The following is a 26350-nucleotide window of genomic DNA, read 5'->3' as shown; positions in this document are numbered from 1 at the left end:
AAATGATAACAGAATTCACCCCAGTATCGGCTGCAATAGGCGGGGCATTAATAGGTATAGCGTGTACGTTATTACTGGTTTTATACGGAAAAATTGCGGGCATATCAGGCATTGTTAAGTCTGTATTCGCTAAAGCAAATTCAGACTCTCGTTGGCAGTTATACTTTATTTTAGGGTTGTTGTTGGCAGGAGTGGCTGTAAGGGTATTTGCGCCTTCTTTATTAGAAGGCGAATTGCAATTACCGCCTTGGCTTATTGTTGTTGCAGGGCTTTTAGTTGGCGCTGGTACAACGTTAGCTAATGGGTGCACAAGTGGCCATGGTGTGTGCGGCATGTCGCGCTTTTCTACTCGCTCTTGGGTTGCAACATGCACATTTATGCTTGTCGCCTTCATTACAGCAAACCTTGTAGGATAAATAATGAAAGCAATTATGATGGTTGTTATAGGCTTTATATTTGGCTTAGGACTTATTATTAGCGGGATGACAAACCCTGCTAAAGTGATTAACTTTCTCACGTATGGAAACCAATGGGACGCAAGCTTAATTATAGTGATGGCTGTTGCCATGCTAATAATGATGCTTACATGGTTATGGGTTGCAAAAAAAGAGAAGCCACTTCTTTCAGGAACGTTTAATTTAAGTGATTTAAAAAAAATTGATGCGCGCTTAATTATCGGCTCGGTACTTTTTGGTTTAGGCTGGGGTTTAAGTGGTATATGCCCAGGCCCGGGTTTGGTTCAATTGGTGTCTCTTAAAATGGAGTTTTTATTATTTTTTGCAGCCGTGCTAGGCGGTATGTGGTTAGCCAAAAAAGTATAATATTTGCTGCCGACTAAACTCGGCAGCTACTTTTACCCAAACAAAGGTACATAACTTGCTGCAATATATATAAAACTATATTGAACAGGTTTAAGTTATGCTAAATAAAGCGCTGGAATTTTCTAACAGCACACCTTGGTTAGGCGCAGCGTCCTCCCTTTTACTTATAGCTATACTACTGTTTTTAGTTCGTTTTTTTGTGATGTACTGGCTAAAAAAATGGACTTCAAAAACCAAATTTATATTCGATACTTTACTAATAGAGTCAATATCTAAGCCGCTAACACTGTGCACAATTATTGTGCTACTCACCATTTTAGAGCACGACACCTTCATTATTAGTACTTCTATTTCTCAACAAATTCCTTTTAATAGCATTAATATTGTACTAGCTCTACTGGCACTTATTATGTTTTTAGACCGCTTTATTATTGGCACTATTAATTACTATGGCAAACAATCTGCCGTTGTTTTTTAATTCAAAAAGCATAATTAAAGGCGTGATACGCGTTACATTATCATCCGTAGGAATACTAGTATTAATGGGCACGTTAGGTATTTCTATTACACCCATTATTGCCTCGTTAGGTATTACATCACTGGCTGTTGCCCTTGCTTTACAACCTACCCTCGAAAACTTTTTTTCTGGCGTGCAGCTAGTGATAGATAAACCCATAAGAGTGGGCGATTTTATTGAGCTTGAATCAAAAGAACAAGGCTTTGTAGATCACATAGGCTGGCGATCTACATGGGTTAAAATGCTACCTAATAATATGATTATTATACCTAATAGCCAATTATCTAAATCGCGTATTATTAATTACTTTTATCCTGAAAGAGAGCTAAGCGTCCCTGTAGATATAAGCGTGCATTACGATTCAGATTTAGAATTTGTTGAGCAAGTAACACTTGAAGTGGCTCGTGAAATACTTATTTCACACGAATGGGGCGTTGATGATTACAATACCTTTGTGGTTTTTCATACCTTTGACAGATCAAGTATTAACTTTACGGTTATGCTGCGCGCAAAAGAATACTTTAATCGCTTTTGGGTTAAATCTGCTTTTATAAAAGCCCTGCATAAACGCTATAAAAAAGAAGGCATTGTAATTCCCTTCCCTATTACGGCTATTAACACTACACAAGAATCCGCTAAATTTAATAGTGATAAAAAGGTGCAAGGCGATACTTAAAACAAAGCGCGAGAGACACTCGCGCTAATAAGTATTAAAACTTGTAGGTTATTTGCCCAACAATTTCACGCGGGCTACCCGGAAAGTGACCGTTACGCTGGCTAAATCCGCTTACAGCATATTCCTTATCAAACAGGTTGTTAATATTTACACTTAGTAATACGTCATCAAAGCGACTCGTCCAGCTCATATCAAATACGGTAAACGGTTTTACTTTTTGACCACTGGTACTCAGTTGCTCACTTACGTAATTTGCACCAAATGCAATTGATGAGTCAATTGAATCAATAGCGTAGCGAGTCCATAAACCTGCCTGGTGGCGTGGTGCATTAGCAAAGCGCGAACCATCTCCAAATGTATTTGAAAGCGTATCACCCGTTACGCCGTCTACCACTTGCGTATCGTTGTATGCGTAGTTAGCCGTTACGGTCCAGTGCGCTGATAAATCGCCGACTAAAGTTGTTTCAAATCCTCGGCTTTCTACTTCACCTATATTTAAAAGTGCAGCAATGCCATCCCCCGCTCCCGTATCGTCAGGGTTGCTCATTACCACGTTTTCTTTATTAATTTGGTAAATTGCAAAGGTGCTCATTATTTTGCCGTCGAGCCATTGGTTTTTCATACCCAGCTCGGTTTGCTTACCGGTTTCTGGTTCTAAATTACCTTCGTCTTCTACATCTTCTTGGTCCGCTGATGATGTAGGGTTAAAGCTCTCTGAGTAGTTAATATATACCGATGTGTTTTCTACTGGCTGATAAGTAACAGCAACGCGCGGCGTTATGTCGTTATCTGAGTAACTAAAACCAGTTTCTTGATTAAACTCTTTAAAATGGTCATAGCGCAAACCTGCAATTATTGTCCACTGCTCGCCTATGCTAATTACGTCTTGCGCGTATACACCAAATCGGTCGGTATCTACGCCATCGCGGTTCATGTCGGTAAGGTTATAAGTACTTGGATCGGTTTCACCGTAGTTTAAATTAAAAATATTTAAATTAGCGACGCCATCGGCCTCATATCGAGCACGAAAGTAGTCATATTCGGTATCAACGGTGTGGTAATCACCACCAAATAAAAACTGATGGGTTAATTGTCCTTGTCCAAAGTTATAAACAAAGTCGGTGGTTACACTTGCCTCTTTATTGGCACGAAATTGCTTACGGTATTCACGCTTAATCGTTTCATCGTCAATATTGGCAACGCCATCACCGTTTACATCTACCCAGCTTTGCGACTCATGGTAGGCTTGGTCTCGCTCGTTATCCATGTAACGAAACGTAGTACTTAACGAAAAATCATCATTAAAATAATGGCTAAGTTCTGCTTGAAGCACCAAAGCTTCCATATTTTGATAATCAAACGACTCATTGGCGTTATAACTTGGGTCAACTAAAAAGTTGCCGTTGTCATCTACCGGTACGCCACGTAAGCGGTTTCCGCCTAGGTCTTGTTTAATGTAGTCAACACTTGTGGTTAGGGTTGTTGAATCTGTTAAATCAAATAACAATCCACCTGTCAGCTCGGTATTTTTTGAGTCTGCATTGTTACGAAAGCTGTCTTGCTCTTCATAGTAACCACCCAATCTATAAGCCATTGTATCGCTTAAACCACCTGTCATATCAAGTGATGCACCACGGGTGTTGTAGTTACCTAAAGTAAGCTTTAGTTCGCGTTTTTGTGTGTAGCTTGGCTTTTTGGTTACGTAATTAATCATCCCACCAGGTTCGCCACCGCCATACAAAGCAGAGGCAGGCCCTTTTAATACTTCAACACGTTCAACATTAAATAACTGCGGTACACCAAAGCCCGAATATGGGTCGCCACGCACACCATCATAAAATACATTGGCGTCATCTCTAAAACCACGAAAAGTTACACCTGAGTAGCTGTATTCACTCACACCCGCAATTGAGCGGTATAAATCGGTAATGTCGCGCGCTGCTTGGTCAATAATAAGTTGCTCGGTTAATACCTGCGCAGATTGCGGAAGCTTAATAAGATCTAAATTAGTTTTGGTACCAATTTTACTTTCGGTTTCTAGGTAAAATTGCTGGGCACGGCCAGTTACTTCTATTTTTTCAATATCGTTATTTTGCTCGGCAAATGCCACATTAGAAAAAGCAGAAAAAGACGCAGCAATACTGAGCGCCAAATATTTTTGGTTAAACATATTGATCCAAAGAAGAGGTTTATAAAACACTGCGAATGATAACGACTATCATTAACATGTGCAATGTAAATAATTTCATATTCATCCTTATTTTTCGAATGAAGAGTTTTTGAGTAACACACTAAATTTGCAGCTCAGCATTAAAAAAATTAATTAGCATTACTGGAATACAAAATTGATATAATATAACATACCTTTAATTGTAATTTAGTAAGATTATTAAATGATAAATAAACTGCCCGTCACAGTGTTATCAGGTTTTTTGGGGGCTGGTAAAACCACTGTACTTAGCCATATTCTTAATAACAGGCAAGGTAAAAAAGTGGCTGTTATAGTTAACGATATGAGCGATATAAATATCGATGCAGCCACTATTAAAAACGATGTATCGCTCAATCACAGTAACGAAAAGCTCGTTGAAATGAGCAACGGTTGTATTTGCTGCACCCTACGAGAAGACTTACTTGTTGAAGTGGGCAAACTTGCCAAAGATGGGCGTTTTGATTACCTCGTTATTGAATCAACCGGTATTTCTGAGCCATTACCTGTAGCCGAAACCTTCACATTTGCCGATGAAAATGGCGTATCACTGGGTGATATTGCCACCCTTGATACTATGGTAACGGTGGTTGATGCCGTTAACTTTTTAAACGACTACGAACAAGCAAATGATTTACAAGATACTGGCGAATCGTTAGGAGAAGACGACGAGCGAAGCGTAGCCGACCTACTTGTTGACCAAGTTGAATTTGCCGATGTAATCTTAATTAGTAAAACTGATTTAATTACAAACGATGAATTAAATAAACTCACTGCCATTTTAAATACGCTTAATACTCAAGCTAACATTATTCCTATTTCAAACGGCCATATTAATATTAACGAAGTGCTAAACACGGGTTTATTTAATTTTGAACGTGCCCAACAAGCACCGGGGTGGCTTAAGGAAATGCGTGGTGAACATATTCCCGAGACTGAAGAGTATGGTATTAGCAGCTTTAATTACACTGCGCGCCGCCCATTTGACCCAGAAAAGTTTTATAACTTTCTTCATAGCACCGAACAATTTGGCAAACTTATTCGATCAAAAGGGTATTTTTGGTTAGCAACACGCCCTTTATTTTGCGCGCAGTGGAGCCAAGCAGGCGGTATAGCTCATTACGGATTTGCTGGTATGTTTTTTAAAGCCATCCCCCAAAAAGACTGGCCTACAGAGCCTGAATTGCTTGCTGACATAAATAATAAATGGGTAGAACCCTTTGGTGATATGCGCCAAGAGCTTGTGTTTATTGGTCAATCATTAAATAAACAAGCGATGATTAAAGCGCTTGATGACTGCCTACTACCAGAAGATGCGGTACTTAAGGGTAAGGACTTTTGGAGAACCTATAACGACCCGTTTCCTATTTGGGAGGAAGAGTAATGAATGCCCTAGCCCCAATAACTGCGCAAATAAAGCCTGCGGAACCGCTGTACCGAAAAGCAGCTAAAGAGTGTGACGCCGATGTATTGCCACAAATTTATAACCAAGACACTAACATTGTTATTTGGCAAAGAGACCTTGAGCAAACATTAACAAATGCAGTTAATACTCTTATTAGCGCAAATGCTTTAAAGCCACTAGAACTTGCGGTATCGCCCGATGATGCGTTTGATCAATTAATAAAAACGCTTAAGCCAGAAGATAATAACCGCGATGAAGTTAAAGCGCTGTGTGAAGATATCGCACTGTTGGTTGAAATGTTTTGCTGCCTGTTTGATTTAAAACGCGCCGGTTTAAGGCTAAAAATATTAGATAAACCCATGTGCCCGCGTTTTCATGTAGACAAAATTCCGTGCCGGCTAGTTACTACCTATCAAGGTGTTGCTACGCAGTGGTTAAATCACAGCGATGTAAACCGCTCAAAGCTAGGTACTGGTAATTTAGGTAAACCCGATGAAGAGTCTGGCTTATTTAAAAGCCTAAATAATATTAATCAACTCAAGCAAGGTGATGTTGCCCTGCTTAAAGGCGAGTACTGGGATGAAAACGAAGGTGCAGGGCTTGTACATCGCTCACCAGCGGTGGCTGCAAACGAGCAACGCTTATTACTTACGCTCGATTTTATCTAAAATTTGTTGTGGTGATAAACGCTAAGCTAGTGCGCGTTTATCACCCTAGCGATTACTTCGTACAAACCTTGTGTATTTACAGGTTTAGATACAAAATCGTCCATGCCCACACTTAAACAGCGCTGTTTATCGTCTTCGTAGGCATTAGCGGTAATTGCAATAATGGGCACATGTGCCTTAGTGTTTGCTTCGTTAGCACGTATTGTTTGTGTACATTCGTAACCATCCATATTTGGCATTTGGCAATCCATTAAAATTAAGTCAAAGGTGTTACCCTTAAGCACTTTTAACGCTTCAATTCCATCGTTAGCCATTGTAAGTTGTATATGAGTTGGCTCTAACATTTTTGCAATTACTTGGCGGTTTATGGGGTTGTCTTCTACCAATAGTAATTTTTTGCTACCAAGATCAGGTACTGATTGCGACTGTACTGCGGCTATGGGCTCTATAAACTCAGCTTTAGGCGCATTAATGTAAAACTTAAGCATGCTGCCTTTACCGGGCTGACTATTTAAAGATATTCCACCCTGCATTTTTTTAATTAACCCTTGGCTAATGGCCAAACCAAGCCCGGTACCACCGTATTTACGTGCAACACCTACATCAGCTTGTGTAAACTCGCTAAACAATAACGATTGCTGATCTTTTGCTATGCCTATACCGCTATCAGACACACTTACAAATAACTGCTGGCCACTGTAATCAAACGATAAACGTACAAACCCGCGCTCAGTAAACTTATACGCGTTAGATAATAAATTAATAATAACTTGGTTTAAGCGTAAATCATCTACGTTAATACAATCTGGCAAGGTGTTGCTGCACTGAACTATAAACTGCACGTCGTCAGAGCTTACAATGGGTGAAAACAACGATTTAATATTTTCGATAAACGGCGCTAAATTTGTAGGTCGCGGGCTAATTTGCATTGCATTAGCCTCAATTTTAGAAAAATCTAAAATATCGTTTAAGATTTTTAATAAGTTTTGAGCACTTTTTTGTTGCGTATCTAAAAGATCTCTTTGCTCGTCGGTTAACGAACTATCACGCAGCAATACCTCACCCATGCCCAAAATACCGTTCATTGGGGTGCGTAGTTCATGACTCATATTTGCTAAAAACTGCGATTTAGCCACATTAGCTAAATTAGCACGCTCTACTGCTTGCTTAAGCTTGTTAGTTTGCTCAGCAACTTGTTTTTCTAGCTGCTGGTTAAACTCACTGAGTTGTTTGTTTAGGTCTTGGTTTTTTATATTTGACGCTTGCAGGTTTTCTATTGAATGCTGCAGCGCAGTGGCTAGCATTTCAAACTGCTGTTGTAGTTGCAATACTTCTTGCCAACTTGAATCTGTATTAAAAGTATGTTTTTTTGATTTATTAAAGCTTTGCATTAAATTAGTTAAACCACTAATTGGCTGCACTAATAAGTTTGCAAGTTGGCGTACAAACAGCACCACCATAATAATTAGCATAGCGCCTAGCAAGATACTTGGCAGCCATGCTTTGGCTACAGCCATACTCAAATGTTTACGATTATAAAAAGTGATTACTTGCCATTTGCTCTGCGGATTAACATATCTAGAACTATGGTAAACCTCATTATTATTGGAGCGAAATAAATTTTTATCGCCCATATTAGGCGTATTAAAACCATCTTCGTTAAAGTCGGTTAATATTTTAAACTGCTCAAGCGAGCTAAAAACCACTTTTTGTTTATCATCCAGTACAACTAACTCGCCAGTATTTTCAAATAAATTAGGAATAAACTGCTCTAATCGTCCAAGCTTTAACGACCCCTCTACTACGCCGAAAAACTCACCATCACGATAAATAGGTGCCGACAGCGCAACAATGGCTTCATTGCCAAGCCCTCGCCCTTGAAACACACCACCGCTATAACCGAGAGGATATTGCTTAGCCTGATTAAAGTACTCGCGATCAGTGACATTACGCTGCGCCTTAGTTAGCCCCGCTATAAGGTTATTAGGCGACGTTATTTCGACGTAGCCGCTAGGGTTTGCATACAAGCTTGTAGCAAACCCTGGAAATAGATTCATTAGCCTTTTTAACTGCTGCTCACTATCTGTGCCCGCGCTTATGGCGTCGCTACTCATTACAATGGCATTTTTATGAAACGTTAAATAATCACTTAATTGAGTGCTTATATATTTGGCTTTTTCTTCAAGTTGGGCGTCTACCTCATACTCTAACCGAGAGTGGTGATCGTTCACTAAAATTACACTGGTAAGCAGTATAACCAATATAATAATAACGCTTACAACATAGCTAAGAATGCGAGCAAGAGGCCTGCCCTGATAGGCACGGCTGGCGTGGGGTACAAATACACTAAATAAATCAACTAAAGCTAAGCTAATTAACGCATTTATGAGGTACTTTGATATTGCAACAACTAGCGTTAACCATGGCAGACCAATAAGAAACTGCCCTATTCCCCAAATTATAGGTAAACCAACTAACAGCCAAAAAACAGTACCAAGAGGGAGTATGGGTTTAGAGCGGCGTAAACAAAAAGTGTAAAGCCAAAAAAGCTCGAGTAAATAAACAATACTCGGCCAGCAATGCCCCCACCTATAAAGTAAAAAGCCAGATACAATCGCAAGGCTTAAGCACGCATAACGCAGCCCAATAAACACTAAGCTACATAATACAAATACTTGCCCAAATAAAAACTCAGAACTGTCGAAAAAATATAACGGCGAGAGGTTAACTAAACCCCCTAGCAACCCTAATAAAACAGCGAGTGTCCACTTACTTCTTTGAGGCATTACTTCAACCCTAGAGTACTTTGTTAACACGCAGTGTTAAATTAATATAATTGCTACATTATTGCGTACAAGTTAAAAGTTGTCTAGCGAGAAAAGGAGCTGGAAACTATTAGGTATTATGGATTAATTTAGTGAAAAAATATATATATTAAGGAGTTAGCGATATACACCCAATGTTGCTTGAAGTATAAGTTGGCATAACCAAACTCGGTTTTATTGCTCCACAGCGACAAAAGTGGAAGCGTAAGTTGACATAAAGTTGAATCATAAAATGGCATAAAGTGACTGGTTTTCTTAAATTAAAAGCTCCTGATACCAAAGCCAGTTTTTTAATGCTAAAAAATTCCGATTAATTTAGTAGAAATAGATATTTCTCATTAAGACTTAAACACCGTTAAGTTTCAATTTTTGATGGTGAAGAAAATGATTGGATAAATTTTATGGGATATCTATGTCGATGACATGACGTACCGATTCGCAACAAACGATTATATTAGCACATCAAGAATAGTGGAAATATCACCTCAGAACCAGCTAATCAAAACTGTCAGTGGTAGCCTTTATCAAGTTATTGGAAAAGGCAAAAAGCCGAAGTGCAAATATGAGTGAGCCATTTAACAATTTGGTTAATGCTAAATTATGTCATCTTATGCTTCTGGTTTATGCAATCTTTTAGTACAAATATGTCAACTTATACTTCAAACAACACCCAAATGAGGAATTTGGGTGGCAGTCTTACCAGCCACATCTCGGCACACACGTCACAAACTGTGGCTGCTCCCTTCCGGGCCTGACCAGGTTCGCCTGCTAGTGTTGCGAGAGGACCAATAAGACTACCATTGAGGGCCTTGGTTGGCGCGGGAAGGATTATCTCTACTTTTGCTCTGTTATTCAAGGGATAATCTAAAAAGAAAGTGCGATTGCATACTTCATATACAATCGCGACGTATTTAGCTGTTTTAGTGCGTATTAATTGTTCTCTAACTGCGCTTTTATATTACGAAGTGCTGCTTTTACTTTTTTCATGTTTTCTGGACCCATACGTAAAAGCTGTTTTTGCGCAGCAGGTAATTGCTCCCACTCCGAAAACGCATACTGATACGTCACTGAATCGCGAAGTAACGGCAAGTCACCTTCAGGCTCTGGCGTATCAAGTAATAAATCGATTGCATCGGTTAGCGTTTGATTAAACTCATCATCTCCATAACCAATTTCACTGTATGCATTATTTATAAGTGGCTTGTACTCTTCGTACATGCGAACGGCTTGCGCTGCACTCATACTGGTAAATATTTTCACATACGGGGTATAACGCTCGTAGCTGTTAGGGTTAATTGTGAGGATATCCCCTTCATTAACGCTAAATTTCTCTTCTGGCTGTACAACAGGCGTGTGCTTTTTAGCTACCTTACCTTTAGCTAGGTTATCTACAAATACAACACCACGGCGAATTACATCGTCGGTCACCATTAGGCTCATTACTGAGTCGCTTAGGTACTCATCCATTTTAGCAACCACAACTGCATCACTTTCGTTAAGTGTTGGTAGTGGCTCTACTTCAGGCTCCGGCTCGCTCGGGCTTTGTACTGGTACTTCAAGCTCGGCTGGTTTTTCTGGCATTACAGATGGCGCGTCTACCACTGGGTCGTTCTCGGGTTTAAGCTCCATCATAGGTTGCTCTTTAACTGCGGGCTCTACCTCAGTGCGTGTTTCTTGCTCGTCACTTGGTGTGAGCAATACGAAGGCGGCCGCACATGCTACGACTATTAAAATAATAACGGCGAAAAGAATATTGTTATTAGGTGGACGTTTTTGAACATCTGATGCTTCTGGTTTATCTGACATACGAACTCCATAAAAATTAAAATGCGATATCACTTAGAGTACGCTAAGTGGATTAAATTCATTCTTACACAAATACTATGACATTTTATAATACGGCAATTATAGCAAAGTAAGTTACCTACTAAATTGGGTGATTAAATAATGTAATAAGCATTAGGGCAGTTATCCTTTGATTCTTCTAGCTTAAAGACTTACAGTTAATAAATAAAGTAAAGACGTAGAACAGTTTAACCACCAATATGAAAATCAAGCAAGTTGATCCACAAAAACCTAAAACTGCCTTATTACTTACAGGTGGTGGCGCACGAGCTGCTTATCAAGTGGGTGTGCTAAAAGCGCTAGCTCATAGTATGCCTCGTACTGCTCCATTGCCATTTAGAGTAATAAATGGCACCTCCGCTGGCGCTATTAACTCTGCTGCATTGGCATGTTACGCTTCTTGTGCGCATTTGGCTGTACGAAAGCTCGAATCAGTTTGGAAAAACTTTTCAACCTCTATGGTCTATAAAAGTGACTTTTTAAGCGTGTTTGGTCATATTGCTCGCAATATCTTAACGAGCTTTCAGTCAGAGCATATTAACCACCCACCAGCGAGCTTACTAAATAACCGCCCTCTGCGTAGTTTATTAAACGAGATTTTAGATTTACACCGCATTGAGCGCAATTTACACCGTAATTATTTAGATGCGCTGTCTATTACAGCCTCAAGTTATACAACGGGTGACTCGGTTGCATTTTTTCAATCTAATACGCAAACATCGTGGCAACGTGCTAAACGCGAAGGCCGCGCAACTCGTATTAATGTTGAGCACTTAATGGCATCAAGTGCCATTCCTATGGTGTTTCCAAGTGTAAATATTTATAACCATTACTTTGGTGATGGCTCTATACATCAACTTTCTCCGCTGAGTCCGTCGATTCATTTAGGCGCTGAAAAAATATTTATTATTGGGGTAGACCAACCTAAAGAATTACACCCGCCGGGTTATTCGCCACATTATCCTGGACTCTCTGCTGTTGCGGGGCATTTACTAGACAGTGTATTTACCGACACTATGCAATCGGATTTAGAGCGTTTGGCTCGTGTTAACCGAACATTAGGGCTATTACCCGCGCGTGACAAACATCAAGAACTTAAACAAATAGATACCTTTGTAATTAACCCATCGCAAAACTTTAATGCTATTGCAGCACAGTATTACGACGATATGCCTTGGGCTATTAAAGTATTGCTACGTACCATAGGTGTTAAAAAACATTCGCAATCGAGCTTAACCAGTTATCTATTGTTTGAAAAACGCTACACCCAGCATTTAATGCAAATTGGTTATGAAGACGGTATGAAAAAATTACCGGAGATACGCAAGTTTTTAGAACTAGATTAAGCTCAAACAGAAACGTTATTCTATTCCGTCGAGAAGGTAGTGCTCTACCCGCTCAACACGCCTTGGTTTACCTTGTAACACTAAAACGTCATTAGCCAATAAGGTTGTTTGTGCTGATGGCGTGTCTATTTCGGCTCCTTCTCTGCGCAGCGCTTTTACCAGTACCCGACGCTTTTCTAAATTTAGATTTTCGATTGTTTTATTAACTGCATAAGCTTTATCAGGCAGAGCAACCACATGTAAGTACTCTAACCGGTCACTTGATGTATCTTCGTTATCTTTAAAATAGCCTGCATAAAAGCTTTGCATTAACGGATAACGATTACGACGCTCTTTACTTACTCTTCGCACAATACGCGTCATCGGTACGCCCGACATAGACAACACATGCGACACGAGCATTAAGCTTGCCTCTAACGACTCAGGTACTACTTCGGTTACACCTAGCTCTTTTAAATAATCTAGCTGGCTATCGTCACGGGTACGAATGAGTATTTTAACATTGGGTGCTATTTGCTTTATGGCATCAATAACAACTTGTGCATGATCAAACTCTGTAAAAGTAATAATAACCAAGCGAGCTCGCTCTACTCCTGCGCACTTTAAAATATCTTTTTGTTTAACATAGCCAAATATGACAGGCTCACCCGCCGCTTTGCCTTCTTGTACTAAAATTGGGTTACTTTCAATCGCAACATAGTCAATTGCTTCGGGCTTTAAAAAACGCGCTATAGTTTGCCCTACTCGTGAAAAACCACAAATAACAACATGGTCGCTATAAAGCGCACTACTTTGTGGCTCACTCTCGAGCGCCAAACTTGGCCGATCGAGTATGCCTAAACGCTTTAAAATAAATGGCGTTTTATCAATCAAAAATGGGGTAAATGCCATTGAAAGCACACCAAGGGCAATTAAAAATGAAGCTTGCTCTGAGTTTAATAATTGATGCTGGCCAGCAAGTGCAATAAGTACAAAGCCAAACTCCCCCATTTGCCACAGCATAATGCCACAGGCGAGTGAATCTTGGTTTCGCTCATGCATTAGCCGCGCGCTAAAGGCTACCACTGCAATTTTTAATACCAGTAAACCCAGCAAGGCACCAATAATTATTACGATATGCCCCAGTACAAATAAAATATCTAGCTGCATACCCACAGTAACAAAAAATAGCCCCATTAAAATATCGCGAAATGGGCGTATATCGGCCTCTAACTGATGCCTGTAATGGCTCTCACCTAACATCATTCCGGCTAAAAAAGCACCTAGCGCCATAGACAAGCCAAACATATACGTTAAAAAGCCTGCAAACAACGCGACTAATATGGTGGTAAGTACAAATAACTCATCGGTTCGTACTTGCGCTATTTCTTTAAACACAATGGGCAATACCCATTTACCAATTGCCCAAAGAAGCACACATACAAATGCGCCTTTACTTAGTGCAAACGCTAAAGCCCAGCCAATACTTTGAGAGTCACTTGATGCAAATAAAGGAAGTATTATTAACAGAGGAACAACAGCAATATCTTGAAAAAGTAGAACACCAACGGCTAATTGCCCACGGCGCTGATTAAGCTCACCCGTTTCTTTTAATAGCTTAACTACTACAGCGGTTGAAGAAAGCGCCATAATTGTGCCGATGGTAAAACTGGTGAGTAATGAAAAGTTTAAGCAATATAGAATAATAATGAAGAGTAAACTGGTTATACCTACTTGTAATGAGCCCAAACCAAATACTAGGTTTCGCATTGCCATTAGTCGAGAAATAGAAAATTCTAGCCCTAAACTAAATAACAAAAACACAATACCCAATTCAGCTACAAACTCTATTTCGTGAGATTGTGCAAGCCAGCCAATACCATGACTACCGGCTAAAACCCCCGTTGCTAGGTACGCTAAAATAGGCGGCAAGCCAATGCGCTTAAAAAACCACACAAAAAGAACTGCCGCGACTAATAAGCCAAAAATTTGAGCATTAATACTTTGCAAATGCAGCCTCGCGTTTAAATTAAACTAGTAGCTTGTAAGTAAATATAACAACCATATGTTTTTCATGCAATTTTAAAATATGGCACAAAAATAGCTTAGTTATTGCAAAGTAACACCCTCGGGGGAGAATTTAATGGAAAACGTCCATATTTTGACGCAGCGTGTGTCTGGTCGCGGTGATTTTTTGCCGTTTTCGGCTGAACACTCACCTACAAATGAAATAACTGAAACGCATGAACTCGTCGCAGAGCTACAAACAAGCTTAGTGATCGAGGATGTTCTGGCTATTTACGCTAAATTTGCAAAACAATTGCTCAATTTTTCTGGATTGCAGTTTCAATCAACTTTAGGTACTGCTCAAACATCACAAAGTGATACAAATAGTACACCCTATATTTTTGATTTAGCGATTAATAAAGACCACTTAGGGCAGCTAATTTATTTTAGTAAATTCCCACTTGGTCACGCAATTGAGAAAAAATTACATACATTACATAGTGCGCTGGTTTATCCACTTCGTAATGCGATGATGTATAGCCGCGTACTAAAGCTTGCCACAAAGGATGCGTTAACCGGTTTAAATAATCGTAGTCAATTTAATGACTTTTTACTTCAAAAGCTTGAAAACTGTCGCCGTTATCAACGCCCATTTAGTTTAATGTTGCTTGATTTAGATAACTTTAAACAAGTTAACGACAACTTCGGCCATAAAATTGGTGACGATACACTTAAAGAATTTTCAAAAGTACTGTGTAGCAGTATACGCGGCACTGATTCGGTATTTAGATTTGGTGGTGATGAGTTTGCTTTACTTATTGAAGACCCTGAGTTTACAACTAATAAAGTGATTGCTGAGCGTATAATGTGCTTAGTAAGAAAATCGCCATTAATGTCTAAGTATAAAGTAACAACCAGTATTGGTTTTACTTTAGCTAACAGCCAAGATTGCGAAACTGAGATATTTGCTCGAGCCGATAAAGGTTTATACAAAGCAAAGGCATCAGGTAGAAACTGCGCAAAAGCATATTAGCCTTTACTTAACTGCATTAAATAAAAAAGCCTAGCTTCCCCCGCTAGGCTTTGCACATACCAATTTATAAATAAACAACGCAGCACAAAAACCAAAAAAGAACCCGCTAATTAAATTAAGTAATGCAGTAATAGTCGCAAGCGGTGTAAATAATACTAAAAGCAGTGGCAGACTCACGCCTAAAATAAAAAACAATCCACCTTTACCTAACCAATAAGCTAATAAAAGTACTGCAGATGCAATCCCACCAGCGACTGCATAACCTAACGTAACTATATTTAACTCAAGTAAAACATTAGCGATAACAGCAATAAGCGCTGTTATTAGCATACCCATTGGCGCTTTTTTTACTAACGATAAGCCAACATGCGGCTGTTTACTCATTTATTTACACTCCCAAAAAATACCATTTTCATCAACATGCTTAGCGCTTATAAAACAACCAACCACTTGAACTAATTCATCATTATAAAAAATAAGTGGCACACTGGCGCGTAGCCACGGCGCTATTTTTGCATCTTTAAACCAATGCTTAACTGTATTACTACCAGGCTTTTTAAGTGGTTTAATACGTGCGCTATTGCAATTAAAGCGCACTATTACTTGCTCATTTGAGTGTGGAGGTCTTACTCCAAAACCAATGCTTTTAATTAATAAGCGCCCGTCTGCAAGTTTTAGCTGCGAATGATTTAGCTCAATATCTGTTAATACTTCACTTGGTGTTACAAAATACAAATAACCTTGATGACGACGTATTTGCCCATAGAGCAAATCAATACGCATTTGCGCGTCGTTTTTTGCGCACATTGCTTGATTAATAATTTGCTCAAGCTGCTTTTGCGATGGCATGACCTGTGTAAATAATGTAAGCCACGCACGTACTATATTTGCAATACGCGCTGAGCTGTATTCGCTTATTTGGCTAATGCACAGTGCTTGGTACTCGTTAATACACTTATTTAAATCAAGCTGAGTGTACTCATCAAGTAGTGTTTGCTGTTGTTGTAGTAGCTCAATACTTCGTGCTGTACATTGTTCAAACCCAGTAAAACGCTCGGCTAACACAGGTACTATTTTTGAGCGTAAAAAGTTACGGTCAAAACTTTCATCTGTATTTGAGTCATCAGTTATGTGGTTAATACTAAAGCGCGCCGCAAACGCTTCTATATCGCTTCGCTTTACGTTTAACAATGGCCTAAAACATACACGGCCACTTTGCAGCAAACGCACTTGGTGCATGGCGCCAAGCCCTTTTAAACCCGAGCCACGCTTTAAGCGCAGTAAAAACGTTTCTACTTGGTCGTTTAAATGTTGGCCCAATAAAACAATGCTGCCTTGTGGGCTTAGCTCATCAAGTGCTTTGTAACGTGCATCGCGAGCTTGGGCTTCAAGGCTCGTACGCGACTGCTGCTCAATTACAACTTTTGCGACTTTAAAAGGCACATCAAGCTCAATACATACATTTTTGCAAAAGCGTTGCCAGTCATCGGCATACTGGCTCAAGCCATGGTGCACATAAATAGCCGATACATCAATTGCAGGGTTATCGGCTCTTAAAGCACGCATTAAATGCAGCAACACCACAGAATCAACACCACCAGAAAGCGCCACAGTAAAAACAGTGTTACCTTGCTCAATATAGCTATTTAGTGATTTTTTTAATTGCTGATAAATTGCTGTTGTATGCATATGGCCGCACTTTTATATAAAAACTCTGAACATTTTAAAGCAAAAAAGCCGCATAAGCGGCTTTTTTTAACAATTAATGTGTTTAGCAATAACCAAACGACATTAAACGTTTGTAACGTTGATCAAGCATTTCTTCAAGCGTAAGCGCTTGTAAGTCTGCTAGGTCACGCTTAAGGCGTACTTTTAAGTTACGTGCCATAGCATCGTAATTACGATGTGCACCACCTAGTGGCTCATCAACTAAGTTGTTGATTAAGTCTAGTTCTTTAACGCGCTCTGCGGTTACACCCATTGCTTCTGCTGCAAGCGGTGCTTTGTCAGCGCTTTTCCAAAGAATAGACGCACAACCTTCAGGCGAAATTACAGAATAAGTGCTGTACTGCAACATGTTAACTCTGTCGCCAACACCAATCGCTAATGCACCACCTGAACCGCCTTCACCAATAACCGTACATATTGTCGGCACTTTAAGTGACGCCATTACTTTTAAGTTACGTGCGATTGCTTCAGATTGACCACGTTCTTCAGCGCCAACACCTGGGTATGCACCTGGTGTGTCAATAAAGGTCATGATTGGCATTTTAAAACGCTCAGCCATTTCCATTAAGCGTAATGCTTTACGGTAACCTTCTGGCTTTGGCATACCAAAGTTACGTTTAATTTTTTCAGCAGTATCACGACCTTTTTGTTGGCCAATAACCATTACCGGTTCGCCATCTAAACGCGCAATGCCACCTAAAATAGCTGGATCGTTAGCAAAAGTACGATCGCCAGCAAACTCGTCAAATTCCGTGAAAATGCGCTCGATATAATCTCGAGTGTAAGGACGCAACGGATGACGTGCTAACTGTGATACTTGCCAAGCGCCTAAATTAGAAAAAATCTCCTGTTTTTGTTTGGCACTTTTTTCTTTTAATTTGCTGACTTCCTCTTCTAACTCAAGGTCTAATTCGCCAGCGCGGCTGATACTTTGTAATTCTTCAATTTTTGCTTCTAATTCTGCAATTGGAAGCTCAAAATCAAGATAATTGAGGCTCATGCTCTAAACTACCTAATTAGTTAAATTCTAGTTCTACATCTTGCGCAGCCATTAGTGATAACTTATGGATTAAGTCGTCACTTGGCGTAACACACCATTCGATCCCAAGAGTTAATTGCGCCAACGCATCTGGACGTTGGTAATAAACCTTGATCGGACACGTTCCCATTTTATAGGGTTCGAGTACTTTTTGTAATTTATCGAAGAAACCTGCCTCGATTTGCACCATGTTCAGCGTCATTTTAATCGCTTTAATACGCTTTTCACGCGCTTGAGCAATGGTGTTTATTTCTCTGGCGGTCATTGTAATACCACCGGAGAAGTTATCAAAGCTGACCTGTCCAGATATTACCAAGATATTGTTAACTTGGAGCATATCTTGGTACTTTTCAAACTCGTCTGAATACAAGCGTACATCAATCCGTGCACTCTTGTCATCTAAAGTTACTAAGGCCCAACGATTTCCTTTTTTATTAATTAATACTCTAGAAGCAATAACTAAACCAGCTGCCGTTGCAAACACATCACGATTAGTTGGCTGTAAATCAACTATTTTTCCGCTAGTGTAATGCCTAAGCTCACGGCGGTACTGATTTATTGGATGCCCAGTTAAATAAAGGCCTAGCGTCTCTTTTTCGCCATCTAACCACTCGTTATCAGTAAGCCCTGTGGCTTTAATAAAAGCTTGTTCAACTTCATCAGGCTCAGTGGCTAATAAACCAAATAAGTCACTTTGTCCTAATTGCTCAGCTTTGTTGTGTTGATCGGCCGCACGCATAGCATCTTTTAAACTGGCTAGTAATGTAGCACGCCCAGATTGGGTTTTCTCTGGTCCTAATTGATCCAAAGCACCTGCGTAAATTAATTTTTCAGTAACACGTTTATTTAAGCGTTTTAAATCAACACGGGCACAAAAATCAAATAAATCTTTAAATGGGCCGCCTTTTGCACGCGCTTCTAGGATTGCATCAACCGGTGCTTCACCCACGCCTTTTATCGCGCCAATGCCGTAAACAATTTCACCTTCAAGGTTTACTGTAAACTTAAACTCACCTGCATTTACGTCTGGTGGTAATAAGGTGAGCTTCATGTTTTCACATTCATCCACCAAAATAACTATTTTGTCGGTGTTATCCATATCGGCCGACATTACCGCAGCCATAAACTCTGCAGGATGGTGCGTTTTCATCCACAATGTTTGATAGGATACGAGTGCGTAAGCTGCTGAGTGAGATTTGTTAAAACCGTAACCTGCGAACTTTTCTACCAAGTCGAAGATTTTTATCGCAAGCTCGCCGTCAATGCCGTTATTTCTTGCGCCATCTTCAAATGTTGAACGCTGCTTTGCCATTTCTTCGGGTTTTTTCTTACCCATTGCACGACGCAGCATGTCGGCGCCACCTAGCGTGTAACCTGCCAGTACTTGCGCAATTTGCATTACTTGTTCTTGATACAAAATAATGCCGTACGTTGGATCAAGTATTGGTTTTAAGCTTTCGTGCTGATACTGCGCATCTGGGTATGAGATTTCTTCGCGGCCCAGTTTTCGGTCGATAAAGTTATCTACCATGCCTGATTGCAGTGGACCTGGTCGGAACAAAGCCACAAGTGCAATCATATCTTCAAAGCAGTCGGGCTTAAGGCGGCGTACTAAGTCTTTCATACCACGCGACTCTAGCTGGAATACAGCGGTCGTTTCGGCTCTAAGTAGCAACTCAATACTTTTTTTATCATCCAGTGGAATGGTGTTTATATCAACGGGGTCTTTACCTTGGCGCTTCATGCGCACATTGGTCATATCGACCGCCCACTGCAATATAGTCAGTGTACGTAAACCCAAGAAATCGAACTTAACTAAGCCGGCTGTTTCTACATCGTTTTTATCAAACTGTGTTACTGGAAACTTACCTTCGTCATCGCAATAAAGCGCAGCGAAGTCGGTAATAGTGGTTGGCGATATTACTACGCCACCCGCATGTTTACCGGCATTACGTGTACACCCTTCAAGGATGCGACACATGTCAATTAAGTCTTTTACCTCATTGTCGCCATCGTAGGCTTCTTGCAAGCGCGGTTCTACATCAAACGCTTTGGCAAGTGTCATACCGGGGTCACCCGGAATCAATTTTGAAATTCGATCAACAAACCCGTAAGGATGGCCAAGCACTCGCCCTACATCGCGTATTACCGCTTTTGCAGCCATGGTACCAAAGGTAATAATTTGCGAAACCGCATCCCGACCATACAAAGCCGACACGTGATCAATTACTTCGTCTCGTCTATCCATACAAAAATCGACGTCGAAATCGGGCATTGATACACGTTCAGGGTTTAAGAATCGCTCAAAGAGTAAGTCAAACTCAAGTGGATCAAGGTCGGTAATTTTAAGCGCGTACGCAACTAACGAACCTGCACCTGAACCACGACCAGGTCCAACTGGAATATTATTATCTTTACTCCACTGAATAAACTCCATTACGATTAAGAAGTAACCTGGGAATCCCATTTGGTTGATTACACCGAGCTCAATTGCAAGACGCTCATCGTATTCAACACGTTTTACTTTTCTATCTTCTTCGTCGGGGAATAAAAACTGTAGTCGTTCTTCAAGGCCGTCTTGTGACACTTTAACTAAAAAGTCTTCAATTTTAAGCGAGCCGGTTGGGTAATCAGGTAAAAAGTAAGTACCTAATTGCACAGTTACATTACAACGCTTAGCGATTTCTACGGTATTTTGTAGGGCTTCTGGAATATCGCTAAACAACTCAGCCATTTGCTCAGGTGTTTTTAGATATTGTTCTTCAGAGAACCGTTTAGGGCGGCGCTTATCATCGAGCGTGTAACCGTCAAAAATAGCAACACGAATTTCGTGCGCTTCAAAGTTTTCTGGCTTTAAAAACACCACTTCGTTGGTGGCTACAACCGGTAGTTGCTCTTTAGCAGCAAGCTCTACCGCCATGTGCAAGTAATCTTCTTCAAGCGGTCGATTGGTGCGAACAAGCTCTAGGTAGTAGTTATCGCTAAAATGCTGCTTATAAAAACTAACAACCGATTCAATTACAGTCGGATTATTTTTTAATAACGCTTTACCTAAGTCACCGTCTTTAGCGCCTGAGAGAATAATTAAGCCTGCTTTTAGCTCAACTAACCATTCGCGGTCAATCACAGGGCGATGAAATACATGCCCACGCTGATACGCTTTAGATATCAGCAAGGTAATATTTTTATAGCCGTCATTGTCTTTGGCTAATATGGTTAAGCGGCTTGGCTCATCAGGAAACTCTGGGCTACGAACCCAAAAGTCAGCACCCACTATAGGTTTAATACCTGCATTATGCGTGGCGCCATAAAAACGCACTAAACCACAAAAGTTCATTTGATCAGTAATTGCAATGGCTGGCATTTGCAGCTCTTGCGCTTTTGCGACGATTGGCTTTGTTTTAGCAAGGCCATCAACCATCGAAAAGTCTGAATGAACTCTTAAATGAACAAAATCAGGAGCAGCCATGCTTAGCCCTCACCATTGGCTTGCGCCAAAACGCGCTGCACAGGTTTAAAGCTTTTACGATGCTCGTCAATTGCACCGTACTGTTCAAGCGCTGCAAAGTGCGCTTTAGTGGGATACCCTTTGTGCCCTGCAAAACCATATTCTGGGTGGCGTGCATCAAGTTCAAGCATTTCGTCATCGCGCGCTACTTTAGCTAAAATAGACGCTGCTGAAATTTCGGCCACTAAGCTATCACCTTTAACAACAGCTTGTGCTGGCATAGTGAGTTTTGGCAATCGATTACCATCTATAAATACAAATTCAGGTTGTGTGCTTAATGCCTCCACTGCGCGAGTCATGGCAAGCATCGTTGCGTGCAAAATATTTAACTCGTCAATTTCTGTTGGACTGCAGCGTCCATACGCGTAGCACAATGCTTTTTCTTTTATTTCAACTGCAAGTGCTTGGCGTTTTTTATCCGTTAACTTTTTAGAATCTGCTAAGCCTGCAATTGGTTTAGTGGGATCTAAAATAACGGCGGCAGTGACTACATCACCAACAAGTGGGCCGCGCCCTACTTCATCTACACCAGCAATTAAGGATACATTGGGTCTATCAATCTGCATTTATTAACTCCGCCACAGCATTGGCTGCTTGTTCACTGGCATTTAATCTGATTTTTTCGTGAATAGCTAAAAAGCGTGCTTTTAGCTCTTTGTTATCTGTGTTGAGCATAGGGGTAAGTGCGTTTGTTAAGTTAGTCACATTACACTCGGTTTGTAAAAACTCAGGCACTAGCTCTTCGTCGGCTAATAAATTAGGCAGCGAAAAGTACTTAATATTAAACGTAAATAAAGTTTTAAAAATCCAATAGCTCAAAGGCTTTATTTTATAGCCCACAACCATTGGTTTTTTATAAAGCATACCTTCAAGTGTTGCTGTGCCCGAGGCTAATAAAATAGCATCAGCAGCTTGCATCGCTAATTTTGATTGCCCATCAAGCAGGTTAACATTAAGGTTTGGTGCGGTAGCGTTTAATATATCACTAAACTGCGCTTTGCGTTTTTCGTTAACCAACGGCACCACAATTTTAAGATTGGGGTTTTTAGCTTGCAGCTCAGCAGCTGTTTTAATGTAAGTCTCGCTTAGCAAACCAACTTCAGAGCCTCGACTACCAGGTAGCAGCGCCAGTACTTTGTCATCAAGGCTTAAGCCGAGTTCTTCTCGTGCTTTAGTATCGTCGTGCTCAAGTGCTATGTCGTCTGCCAAGGTATGCCCCACAAATGTACATGGCACTTGGTGCTTATCGTAGAACTCTTTTTCAAATGGTAATAATGCTAACACCAAGTTAGTGGCTGCACTTATTGTATGAATGCGCTTTTCGCGCCACGCCCAAACAGACGGACTTACATACTGTACGGTTTTAATACCCGCATCTTTAAGTGGCTTTTCTACACGTAAGTTAAAATCCGGTGCATCAATACCTATAAATACATCAGGTGGGTTATCTACAAAATGCTGCACGAGTTGTTTACGTATTTTAAGCAAACGTGGTAAACGCCCTAGCACCTCAACAAGCCCCATAACCGAAAGCTCATCCATGTCGTAAAGTGTTTTACAGCCCTGCGCTTGCATTTTAGGTCCTGCTATTCCTTCAAAAATAGCGTCCGGAAAGTGTTTTTTAAGGGCTTTAATTAAGCCTTCACCTAAAATATCGCCCGACAGTTCACCTGCCACAATACCAATTCGTAGTTGTTTTTTATCTTTATTCATTTGATTTTATTTCACAAGTAAACCAGGCGTTCATGCTTGTTAGTTTACCGTGTTTTACTGTTTGGTTAAACGCTTTAAATAACTGGTTTTTTATCACGTAAGTTAAGGCTTTATGTTGTTTGTTTTTAATACTGATGTAGCATAGGAAATATATATTAAGTTTTACTAATATGTATGTTGACAAAAATTGCACAAACGTAAATACTATTACAAACTTTCAGTAGTTACTGAAAGTTCATTAAATTTTAACTTTGCCAATAAAATGTTGCCCTGTTAATCCGTCACTCTCAAGGAGCCAATAATGATAGATGAAACCTTTGTGGATCTATCGCGATTACAGTTTGCTGTTACCGCTCTCTTTCATTTCTTATTCGTACCGTTAACTATAGGTATGACCTGGATTTTAGTTATTATGGAATCGGTTTATGTTATGACCGGTCGCGAAATTTATCGTGATATGACTAAGTTTTGGGGAAAATTGTTTGGTATTAACTTTGCAATTGGTGTGGCAACAGGCCTTACCATGGAATTTGAGTTTGGTACTAACTGGTCTTATTACTCCCATTACGTAGGTGATGTTTTTGGGGCTCCCCTGGCTATTGAAGGTTTAATGGCATTCTTTTTAGAATCGACCTTTGTGGGTATGTTCTTTTTAGGCTGGGACAGGCTTTCTAAACGCCAACATTTAGGCGCGACCTTTTTAATGGCCATTGGTACTAACATGTCGGCGCTGTGGATTTTAATTGCCAACGGTTGGATGCAAAACCCAGTAGGCGCTGAATTTAACTATCAAACCATGCGCATGGAAATGACCAGTTTTGCAGAGCTTGTGTTTAACCCTGTAGCCCAAGTTAAGTTTATTCATACTGTATCGGCAGGTTATGTAGCAGCGTCTATGTTTGTTCTTGGTATTAGTAGCTGGTACATATTGAAGGGTCGTGATTTAGCATTTGCTAAACGCTCTTTTTCAGTCGCATCAGGCTTTGGTTTAGCGTCAATTTTGTGTGTAATTTTACTCGGTGACGAATCAGGCTACGAAGTAGGCGAAGTCCAAAAAGTAAAACTTGCCACAATTGAAGCTGAATGGCACACAGAAGAAGCTCCGGCTGCGTTTACCGCATTTGGTTTTCCTGATTCAGAAGAGCAAGTAACACATGCGGCGGTTAAAATACCTTACGCACTTGGGTTAATTGCTACGCGCTCACTAGATGAGCAAGTAACGGGTATTAACGACCTAGAAAAACAACATGAAGTACGTATTCGCAACGGTATGATTGCTTATGAATACCTTACAAAACTTAGAAACGGTGAAGATACGCCAGATAATATCGCCAAATTTAATACTCTAAAAGATGATTTAGGCTATGGCTTGCTACTTAAGCGCTACACACCAGATGTTGTAGATGCTACTGAAGAACAAATTCAAAAAGCTGTTAAAGACTCTTTTCCTAAAGTAGGCCCTATGTTTTGGTCATTTAGGATTATGGTTGCCTGTGGTGTGGCCATGCTAGGTGTATTTATATTGGCATTTTACTACAACGCACACCGCGTTATTGAGCAAAAACGCTGGTTGTTATGGGCTGCCGTATTGAGTATTCCACTACCTTGGATAGCGATTGAGTTTGGCTGGATTGTTGCCGAGTATGGTCGTCAACCTTGGGCTATATCTGAAATACTGCCGACCTTTTTAGCCACGTCGTCACTAACAGTAAACGATATTTTAATTAGCTTAACTGGGTTTATTGTTTTCTATACTGGTTTAGCCATTGTGGAAGGCTGGCTGATGATCCGCTTTGTTAAGCAAGGGCCAAGCTCGCTACATACTGGTAAGTATCATTTTGAATTACCAAGCAAAGCTGATAAAACTGAAGGAGAGCAATCATGATTTTTGATTATGAAACATTAAAAATGCTTTGGTGGTTGATCATTGGTGTGCTGCTTATTGGTTTTGCTATTACCGATGGTATGGATATGGGCGTTGCTATGTTGCTCCGCCTCGTTGGTAAAACAGATTCAGAGCGCCGCACAGTAATAAACACAATTGGCCCGCATTGGGATGGTAACCAAGTATGGTTTATAACTGCAGGCGGCGCGTTATTTGCGGCGTGGCCTATGGTTTATGCAGCTGCATTTTCGGGCTTTTACTTTGCCATGATGCTAGTACTCTTTGCTTTGTTTTTTAGACCACTTGGATTTGATTACCGCAGTAAAGTAGACTCAAAACGCTGGCGTAATAACTGGGATTGGGGCTTGCTTGCAGGCAGCGCAATTCCAGCATTAGTTTTTGGTGTGGCGTTTGGTAATTTATTTTTAGGCGTACCGTTTAATATTGATAACCTTATGCGTGTTAGCTACCAAGGATCATTTTTTGGCTTGCTTAACCCATTTGGATTACTTGCAGGTTTAGTGAGTATTACCATGTTAGTTGCGCATGCGGGTATGTGGTTACAACTTAGAACAGCAAGTGTGGTCGCAGAGCGTTCGGGTCAATATGGTCGCTATTCTCTTATTGTGTTTATCGTGTTATTTGCTGCAGCTGGTTTTTGGGTGGCTAACTTAACGGGTTACCAAGTTGTATCTATGGCTGATACACAAAGTCATGCAGACCCTCTAGCTAAAGTAGTCACTACAGCGCAAGGTGCTTGGTTAAGTAATTACAGCACCCGTCCGTGGACAATGACCTTCCCTATTTTAGCCTTTGCAATGGCATTAAGTGCACTTGTGTTTTCAAAATTAAATAAACCTGCACTTGGACTTATTTCAACAAGCTTAATGTTAATTGGCGTAATTATGACGGCCGGTGTTTCTCTGTTCCCATTTATTATGCCATCGAGTAACAACCCTAATATTAGCTTAACAATTTGGGATGCGGTATCGAGCCATAAAACGCTCAATATAATGTTTGTTGCAGTGTGTATTTTTGTACCACTAATTTTGTCCTACACCACTTGGTGTTACGTAAAAATGTGGCGCAGAGTAACGGTAGAAGAAATTGAAAACAACACTCATGGTAGCTACTAAGGAGACTAAA

Annotated in this window: 18 protein-coding genes, 1 other RNA gene and 1 pseudogene; 9 read left to right on the top strand and 11 right to left on the bottom strand. The window is 40.4% G+C overall.

The features are described from left to right. The first annotated feature begins 2 nt into the window (after nucleotides 1–2). The 3 genes and pseudogenes from H5161_RS14895 (at nucleotide 3) to H5161_RS20250 (ending at nucleotide 2014) form a co-directional block, all read left to right on the top strand. Nucleotides 3–416: a YeeE/YedE family protein gene (locus H5161_RS14895; protein WP_021032090.1), complete on the top strand. Its 414-nt coding sequence runs from the start codon at nucleotides 3–5 to the stop codon at nucleotides 414–416. A 3-nt stretch (nucleotides 417–419) separates the two neighbouring features. Beyond that, nucleotides 420–821, top strand: coding sequence for a DUF6691 family protein (locus tag H5161_RS14890; protein WP_002958285.1), 402 nt, complete (start codon nucleotides 420–422; stop codon nucleotides 819–821). Between the two features lie 97 nt (nucleotides 822–918). After that, nucleotides 919–2014 (top strand): annotated as a pseudogene (locus H5161_RS20250) (mechanosensitive ion channel family protein). 34 nt (nucleotides 2015–2048) lie between these two features. Here H5161_RS20250 and H5161_RS14880 read toward each other — a convergent pair. Next, the gene (locus H5161_RS14880) at nucleotides 2049–4184 is read right to left on the bottom strand and encodes a TonB-dependent siderophore receptor (protein ID WP_182769571.1); all 2136 of its coding nucleotides are present in this window, start codon (nucleotides 4182–4184) and stop codon (nucleotides 2049–2051) included. A 223-nt stretch (nucleotides 4185–4407) separates the two neighbouring features. Between H5161_RS14880 and zigA the strand changes: the two genes are divergently transcribed. After that, nucleotides 4408–5607, top strand: coding sequence for a zinc metallochaperone GTPase ZigA (gene zigA, locus H5161_RS14875; protein ID WP_182682318.1), 1200 nt, complete (start codon nucleotides 4408–4410; stop codon nucleotides 5605–5607). After that, the gene (locus H5161_RS14870) at nucleotides 5607–6296 is read left to right on the top strand and encodes a DUF1826 domain-containing protein (RefSeq protein WP_024594779.1); all 690 of its coding nucleotides are present in this window, start codon (nucleotides 5607–5609) and stop codon (nucleotides 6294–6296) included. The genes zigA and H5161_RS14870 overlap by 1 nt, the downstream gene beginning before the upstream one ends. A 26-nt stretch (nucleotides 6297–6322) precedes the next feature. Here the strand turns inward: H5161_RS14870 and H5161_RS14865 are convergent, their stop codons facing one another. From H5161_RS14865 to H5161_RS14855, 3 genes are all read right to left on the bottom strand, one after another. Then, the gene (locus H5161_RS14865) at nucleotides 6323–9082 is read right to left on the bottom strand and encodes a response regulator (protein ID WP_182769570.1); all 2760 of its coding nucleotides are present in this window, start codon (nucleotides 9080–9082) and stop codon (nucleotides 6323–6325) included. 733 nt (nucleotides 9083–9815) lie between these two features. Continuing rightward, nucleotides 9816–9912: signal recognition particle sRNA small type (ffs, locus tag H5161_RS14860), an RNA gene on the bottom strand. A gap of 139 nt (nucleotides 9913–10051) precedes the next feature. Then, a complete protein-coding gene (locus tag H5161_RS14855; protein ID WP_182724546.1) occupies nucleotides 10052–10927 on the bottom strand; it encodes a DUF3014 domain-containing protein in 876 nt (291 codons plus the stop codon). Between the two features lie 239 nt (nucleotides 10928–11166). Between H5161_RS14855 and H5161_RS14850 the strand changes: the two genes are divergently transcribed. After that, on the top strand, nucleotides 11167–12312 hold the full coding sequence (locus H5161_RS14850) for a patatin-like phospholipase family protein (protein ID WP_002958292.1): 1146 nt from the start codon (nucleotides 11167–11169) through the stop codon (nucleotides 12310–12312). Nucleotides 12313–12327: 15 nt separating this feature from the next. Here H5161_RS14850 and H5161_RS14845 read toward each other — a convergent pair whose 3' ends face one another. Continuing rightward, complete coding sequence (locus tag H5161_RS14845; protein WP_182769569.1) at nucleotides 12328–14301, bottom strand: monovalent cation:proton antiporter-2 (CPA2) family protein; 1974 nt, start codon at nucleotides 14299–14301, stop codon at nucleotides 12328–12330. A gap of 133 nt (nucleotides 14302–14434) precedes the next feature. Between H5161_RS14845 and H5161_RS14840 the strand changes: the two genes are divergently transcribed. Continuing rightward, a complete protein-coding gene (locus tag H5161_RS14840) occupies nucleotides 14435–15331 on the top strand; it encodes a GGDEF domain-containing protein (RefSeq protein ID WP_182696038.1) in 897 nt (298 codons plus the stop codon). A gap of 30 nt (nucleotides 15332–15361) precedes the next feature. Here H5161_RS14840 and H5161_RS14835 read toward each other — a convergent pair whose 3' ends face one another. The 6 genes from H5161_RS14835 to lpxB form a co-directional block, all read right to left on the bottom strand. Further along, nucleotides 15362–15715 (bottom strand): hypothetical protein, encoded by a 354-nt coding sequence (locus tag H5161_RS14835; protein ID WP_024596259.1) that lies wholly within the window; start codon nucleotides 15713–15715, stop codon nucleotides 15362–15364. Next, nucleotides 15716–17020: a tRNA lysidine(34) synthetase TilS gene (gene tilS / locus H5161_RS14830; protein ID WP_182769568.1), complete on the bottom strand. Its 1305-nt coding sequence runs from the start codon at nucleotides 17018–17020 to the stop codon at nucleotides 15716–15718. It lies immediately after the preceding gene. A gap of 82 nt (nucleotides 17021–17102) precedes the next feature. Further along, nucleotides 17103–18059, bottom strand: coding sequence for an acetyl-CoA carboxylase carboxyl transferase subunit alpha (gene accA / locus H5161_RS14825; protein ID WP_002958297.1), 957 nt, complete (start codon nucleotides 18057–18059; stop codon nucleotides 17103–17105). A 16-nt stretch (nucleotides 18060–18075) separates the two neighbouring features. Next, entirely contained in the window at nucleotides 18076–21567 is a 3492-nt protein-coding gene (gene dnaE, locus H5161_RS14820; protein WP_002958298.1) for a DNA polymerase III subunit alpha, read from the bottom strand. 2 nt (nucleotides 21568–21569) lie between these two features. Continuing rightward, nucleotides 21570–22172 carry a ribonuclease HII gene (gene rnhB, locus H5161_RS14815; RefSeq protein ID WP_165723758.1) on the bottom strand — a complete coding sequence of 201 codons (603 nt, stop codon included), beginning with the start codon at nucleotides 22170–22172 and terminating at the stop codon, nucleotides 21570–21572. Beyond that, nucleotides 22162–23319: a lipid-A-disaccharide synthase gene (gene lpxB, locus H5161_RS14810; protein ID WP_033039707.1), complete on the bottom strand. Its 1158-nt coding sequence runs from the start codon at nucleotides 23317–23319 to the stop codon at nucleotides 22162–22164. The genes rnhB and lpxB overlap by 11 nt, the downstream gene beginning before the upstream one ends. Before the next feature lie 301 nt (nucleotides 23320–23620). On the opposite strand from lpxB, the gene H5161_RS14805 reads away from it, so the two are divergent. Together H5161_RS14805 and cydB are read left to right on the top strand one after the other, a co-directional pair. After that, the gene (locus H5161_RS14805; protein ID WP_182696042.1) at nucleotides 23621–25204 is read left to right on the top strand and encodes a cytochrome ubiquinol oxidase subunit I; all 1584 of its coding nucleotides are present in this window, start codon (nucleotides 23621–23623) and stop codon (nucleotides 25202–25204) included. Beyond that, nucleotides 25201–26340 carry a cytochrome d ubiquinol oxidase subunit II gene (gene cydB, locus H5161_RS14800; protein ID WP_002958302.1) on the top strand — a complete coding sequence of 380 codons (1140 nt, stop codon included), beginning with the start codon at nucleotides 25201–25203 and terminating at the stop codon, nucleotides 26338–26340. Before H5161_RS14805 ends, cydB begins: the two co-directional genes overlap by 4 nt. Nucleotides 26341–26350 lie beyond the last annotated feature (10 nt).

The sequence above is a fragment of the Pseudoalteromonas sp. SG43-5 genome (genome assembly GCF_014164345.1).
GTDB lineage: Bacteria > Pseudomonadota > Gammaproteobacteria > Enterobacterales > Alteromonadaceae > Pseudoalteromonas > Pseudoalteromonas distincta.
Note: the sequence above shows the minus strand (reverse complement) of the source record. Positions and strands in the feature narration are given on the sequence as shown.